Genomic DNA, 4,828 nt, shown 5'->3' with positions numbered 1-4,828 from the left:
GAATTGCACACGTGGCACGTATTGCCGGCGTAAACATCCCGACTGCAAAGCGGGTTCCAATCGCCCTTACCTACATTACCGGAATTGGGTCTACCAAATCTGAAGAAATCTGCGAAGCGGTCGGCATTGACCGCGCGCGCCGTGTTAACCAGCTTTCTGACGCAGAAGTGCTGTCGATCCGTGAATACATCGACGCCAACCTGACAGTTGAAGGCGACCTGCGTCGTGAGACACAGATGAACATCAAGCGTCTGATGGACCTTGGTTGCTACCGTGGCCTGCGCCACCGTCGCAACCTGCCAGTTCGTGGTCAGCGTACATCAACAAACGCGCGTACACGCAAAGGCCCTGCTAAGGCCATTGCTGGTAAGAAGAAATAAGGGAGGCTTGATCAATGGCACGTGATACAAAACGCACCAAAAAGAAGGTTTCCAAGAACATCGCAGCCGGTGTTGCGCATGTGAACTCTTCTTTCAACAACACAAAAATCCTGATCTCTGACGTACAGGGCAACGCGATCTCTTGGTCGTCTGCGGGTACTATGGGCTTCAAGGGTTCGCGGAAATCCACACCATATGCAGCACAGATGGCTGCAGAGGATGCAGGCAAGAAAGCACAAGATCACGGCGTGAAAACGCTTGAGGTTGAAGTGCAGGGTCCTGGTTCCGGTCGTGAATCTGCATTGCGCGCATTGGCGGCTGCTGGTTTTAACATCACATCGATCCGTGACGTGACACCAATGGCCCACAACGGCTGCCGCCCACCAAAGCGTCGCCGCGTCTAATTACACCCAAACGCCTTGGGGCCCTGCATGTTTGCACGGCCCCAATCCGTCATTTTAACCTCGGGCGTTTGCCTTTTTGGACATGAAGGCAGACTAGTATGGAGGGACATATGATCCACAAGAACTGGGCTGAGTTGATTAAGCCAACTCAATTAGAAGTAAAGCCGGGCAACGACCCCGCGCGTCAGGCAACTGTTATCGCTGAACCGCTTGAGCGTGGTTTCGGTCTCACATTGGGCAACGCCCTGCGCCGCATTTTGATGAGCTCCCTTCAGGGTGCTGCCATCACTGCCGTTCAGATCGATAACGTCCTGCATGAGTTTTCATCCGTTTCCGGTGTGCGTGAAGACGTCACCGACATCGTGCTGAACCTCAAAGGTGTTGCGATCCGTATGGAAGTTGAAGGTCCAAAGCGCCTTTCGGTTCAGGCCAAAGGTCCGGGCGTTGTGACAGCTGCGGATATCTCTGAGACAGCCGGTATCGAGATCCTCAACAAGGATCACGTAATTTGTCACCTTGATGATGGCGCTGATCTTTACATGGAACTGACCGTCAACACGGGTAAGGGCTATGTATCTGCCGACAAGAACAAGCCAGAAGACGCGCCTATCGGCATGATGGCCGTCGATGCGATCTATTCGCCTGTTAAGAAAGTCAGCTACGACGTGCAGCCGACCCGTGAAGGTCAGGTTCTGGACTACGACAAGCTGACCATGAAAGTTGAAACAGACGGTTCGCTGACACCTGATGATGCAGTTGCTTACGCAGCCCGCATTCTGCAGGACCAGCTGTCCATCTTCGTCAACTTTGATGAGCCTGAATCTGCACAAGCTGGTGCTGATGATGACGGTCTTGAGTTCAACCCGCTTCTCTTGAAGAAAGTGGACGAGCTGGAACTGTCTGTCCGTTCCGCAAACTGCCTCAAGAACGACAACATCGTTTATATCGGCGATCTGATCCAGAAAACCGAAGCAGAAATGCTGCGCACACCAAACTTCGGCCGCAAATCTTTGAACGAGATCAAAGAAGTGTTGTCGGGCATGGGTCTGCACCTCGGCATGGACGTTGAGGACTGGCCGCCAGACAACATCGAAGATCTGGCCAAGAAGTTCGAAGACCAGTTCTAAGACTTTGGGTGGGCCTTCGGGCCCATCCGCAAATGCCCGCAATGGCGGGGAACTCAGGTGAAAAGACTTTTCACCGACCGGGCAATTCCGCCCCAATAACGGAGCCAGCGACACGCATCGCATCGGCCCATCGATAAAACAAAATGGAGACTATCACATGCGTCACGCAAGAGGTTACCGCCGCCTGAACCGCACACATGAGCACCGCAAGGCGCTGTTCGCGAACATGGCAGGCTCGCTCATTGAACATGAGCAGATTAAAACAACATTGCCGAAGGCCAAAGAGTTGCGCCGCATCGTCGAAAAGCTTGTCACACTCGGCAAGCGCGGCGATTTGCACGCCCGTCGTCAGGCAAACGCCCAGCTGAAGCAGGAAATGCACACAGCGAAACTGTTCGACACAATCGGCCCACGCTACAAAGAGCGTCAGGGTGGTTATGTCCGCATCATCAAAGCGGGTTTCCGTTACGGTGACATGGCGCCAATGGCGATCATCGAATTCGTTGACCGTGATGTCGACGCAAAAGGCGCTGCTGACAAAGCACGTCTGGCTGAGTTTGAAGCGCTTGAGGACTAAGTCCCAGCCTTCGACTTAAGAAATTGACCCCTCGCTGGAAGCCGGCGAGGGGTTTTTTGTTGGTCATACCCGCCTACGCGCGCAGCTTGTCCTATGGATTTGGAATGACGTACCCGACAAACGACATTCCTTCGCGTGGTGTTCCAATGAATTTTGCGGCTCCATTGAGATCGGCAACAGGGGTGGTATCGTGACGGCACAAACCAACCTACACGCCCCATTGGATTAAGCCCTTGGCCGACTTGTTTGACAGCACACCAAAAGATGCCCCTTCAGGCCCGCGCCCACTGGCGGACAGGTTGCGCCCTGCGCGTTTGGTGGACGTGATTGGCCAAGGGCAGGTGCTTGGGCCTGATGCGCCGTTGGGTGCGATGTTAGCCTCTGGGTCATTATCGTCATTGATTTTCTGGGGCCCGCCCGGTGTGGGAAAGACCACCATCGCACGGCTTTTGGCGGACGAAACCGATCTTCATTTTGTCCAGATCAGCGCGATCTTTACCGGCGTGCCGGAGCTGCGCAAGGTCTTTGAGGCCGCAAAGATGCGCCGACAAAACGGCAAGGGCACGCTGCTCTTTGTGGATGAAATCCACCGCTTTAACAAAGCCCAGCAGGACGGGTTCCTTCCCTACATGGAAGACGGCACAATCTTGCTGGTCGGGGCTACCACCGAAAACCCGAGCTTTGAGCTGAACGCGGCTGTGCTGAGCAGGTCTCAGGTTTTTATCCTGACCCGTTTGGATCTAAAAGACCTGGAACTACTCGCGCAGCGGGCTGAGAAAGAATTGGGCCGCGGCTTGCCGCTTGATGGTCCGGCGCGCGATGCGCTGCTGGAAATGGCCGATGGGGACGGGCGCGCCTTGCTCAACCTCATTGAGCAGGTGAGCGCGTGGAAAACGGATGCCAAACTGACGGTTGACGATCTGACCAAGCGCCTGATGAAGCGCGCGGTGAAATACGACAAATCCGGGGATGAGCATTACAATCTGATTAGTGCGCTGCATAAATCGGTTCGTGGCTCTGACCCTGACGCGGCCCTATACTGGTTCGCGCGGATGTTGGCGGGTGGAGAAGACCCAAGGTTTTTGGCCCGTCGCATCACCCGTATGGCGGTTGAGGATATCGGTCTGGCCGATCCACAAGCGCAGGCCGTGTGCCTGCAAGCGTGGCAGACATATGAGCGCCTCGGATCGCCTGAGGGGGAATTGGCGTTGGCGCAGGCCTTGACATATCTCGCGCTCGCGCCGAAGTCGAATGCAACCTATGTGGCCTATAAAGCAGCCGTAAATGCTGCGAGGGCGACCGGATCGGAGCCGCCGCCTGCGCATATTCTCAATGCGCCCACGAGCTTGATGAAAGAGCAGGGGTTCGGCGCGGGCTATGCCTATGACCATGACGCTGAAGGCGGGTTCAGTGGTCAGAACTATTTCCCCGAAACGATGAAACGCGGGATCTATTACACCCCCGTGGATCGCGGTTTTGAACGGGAATTGAAAAAACGTGTGGATTATTTTGCTGGATTGCGGGCCAAGCGCGGCAAGAATTGACAATTCGTCAGCAACACGCGATTGCACGCCCATGATGATAAGCTTTGCAATGGTTGCCCTTGGTGGCGCGCTGGGGTCAATGACCCGATTTGGCCTTGGGCTGATGCTGTTTCGCGATGGGTTTCCCGTGGCGATCATGGTGGCGAACGTGCTGGGCAGCTTCCTGATGGGCGTTTTTGTGGTGTGGTCCTTCCAAAAGGGGATGGCCCACCTCAACCCGCTCGTCATGACGGGGTTCTTGGGCGGTTTCACCACGTTTTCCGCGTTCTCGCTTGAGGCCTACACATTGTTTGAACGCGGCCAAGTGGGTGCGGCGGCGATCTATGTGGCGCTGTCGGTCTTGGTGTTGCTGCTTGGTTTGGTGGCTGGCGTGATGCTGGCGAGAGGAGTTTGGTTATGAGCGGCGTGCAAACACGGGTCATTGGCCCTGATGATGGCGACCAGCGTCTTGATCGCTATCTGCGCCGCCTGTTTCCGCACCTTACGCAAGGCCGCATCGAAAAGATGTGCCGCAAGGGTGAGTTGCGGGTTGATGGTGGCCGCGTGAAGTCGAATACCCGTCTGGATGTTGGTCAGAAGGTGCGCATTCCGCCTTTGCCGACCGAAGAAGAAGCGGCAGCAGTCGCACATCTTGCAAAACGTGGTGTGACGAAAGCGGATGCAAAGCTGATCCAGTCCTGCGTGATCTACAAAGATGACCATATCATCGCAATCAACACACCCGCCGGTTTGGCCACGCAGGGGGGGTCAAAGACGACCCGCCATGTCGACGGTTTGGCCGAGGCGTTGATGTATG

General features: G+C 55.6%; 7 protein-coding genes. All 7 read left to right on the top strand.

Going from position 1 to position 4,828, the window contains the following annotated elements; translation table 11 throughout:
- The first annotated feature begins 11 nt into the window (after positions 1–11).
- A complete protein-coding gene (gene rpsM, locus ACFDSS_RS13495) occupies positions 12–380 on the top strand; it encodes a 30S ribosomal protein S13 (RefSeq protein ID WP_375256249.1) in 369 nt (122 codons plus the stop codon).
- A 14-nt stretch (positions 381–394) separates the two neighbouring features.
- Entirely contained in the window at positions 395–784 is a 390-nt protein-coding gene (gene rpsK / locus ACFDSS_RS13490) for a 30S ribosomal protein S11 (protein ID WP_090194871.1), read from the top strand.
- A gap of 110 nt (positions 785–894) precedes the next feature.
- Complete coding sequence (locus ACFDSS_RS13485; RefSeq protein WP_375256248.1) at positions 895–1,911, top strand: DNA-directed RNA polymerase subunit alpha; 1,017 nt, start codon at positions 895–897, stop codon at positions 1,909–1,911.
- Positions 1,912–2,068: 157 nt separating this feature from the next.
- Positions 2,069–2,488: a 50S ribosomal protein L17 gene (gene rplQ / locus ACFDSS_RS13480; protein WP_375256247.1), complete on the top strand. Its 420-nt coding sequence runs from the start codon at positions 2,069–2,071 to the stop codon at positions 2,486–2,488.
- Positions 2,489–2,721: 233 nt separating this feature from the next.
- On the top strand, positions 2,722–4,032 hold the full coding sequence (locus ACFDSS_RS13475; RefSeq protein WP_375256246.1) for a replication-associated recombination protein A: 1,311 nt from the start codon (positions 2,722–2,724) through the stop codon (positions 4,030–4,032).
- A 31-nt stretch (positions 4,033–4,063) separates the two neighbouring features.
- Positions 4,064–4,432 carry a fluoride efflux transporter FluC gene (locus tag ACFDSS_RS13470; protein ID WP_375256245.1) on the top strand — a complete coding sequence of 123 codons (369 nt, stop codon included), beginning with the start codon at positions 4,064–4,066 and terminating at the stop codon, positions 4,430–4,432.
- Positions 4,429–4,828, top strand: a 400-nt coding sequence (locus ACFDSS_RS13465; protein WP_375256244.1) for a S4 domain-containing protein, incomplete at its 3' end; no start/stop codon positions are given. The genes ACFDSS_RS13470 and ACFDSS_RS13465, both read left to right, overlap by 4 nt.

Origin of the sequence: Yoonia sp. (genome assembly GCF_042093035.1) — a bacterium.
Taxonomy (GTDB): Bacteria; Pseudomonadota; Alphaproteobacteria; order Rhodobacterales; family Rhodobacteraceae; genus Yoonia.
Note: the sequence above shows the minus strand (reverse complement) of the source record. Positions and strands in the feature narration are given on the sequence as shown.